The organism is Thermoanaerobacter sp. CM-CNRG TB177 (assembly GCF_018588165.1).
Classification (GTDB): domain Bacteria; phylum Bacillota; class Thermoanaerobacteria; order Thermoanaerobacterales; family Thermoanaerobacteraceae; genus Thermoanaerobacter; species Thermoanaerobacter thermocopriae.
In genome coordinates this window covers 1,809-2,061 of sequence record NZ_JAFCAC010000057.1, presented here as the reverse complement: position 1 = coordinate 2,061, position 253 = coordinate 1,809, and positions in this window count along the sequence as shown.

Here is a 253-nt window from a genome sequence, read left to right as displayed (position 1 = left end):
CAACTCCAACGTTTTATCTGAACTATGAGGGATGTAAATGATGTTGAAAATGGTGAAATTGCTGTTGTCCGAATCGTTTTATCTGAACTATGAGGGATGTAAATTGTATTTGCCTTTTGTGCTCTGTCTGAAAGGTCTAGAGTTTTATCTGAACTATGAGGGATGTAAATAACTTAGTAGCTATATCTGCTAATGCAGCCATTAAATGTTTTATCTGAACTATGAGGGATGTAAATAAAAAGGGTTCTGGCAC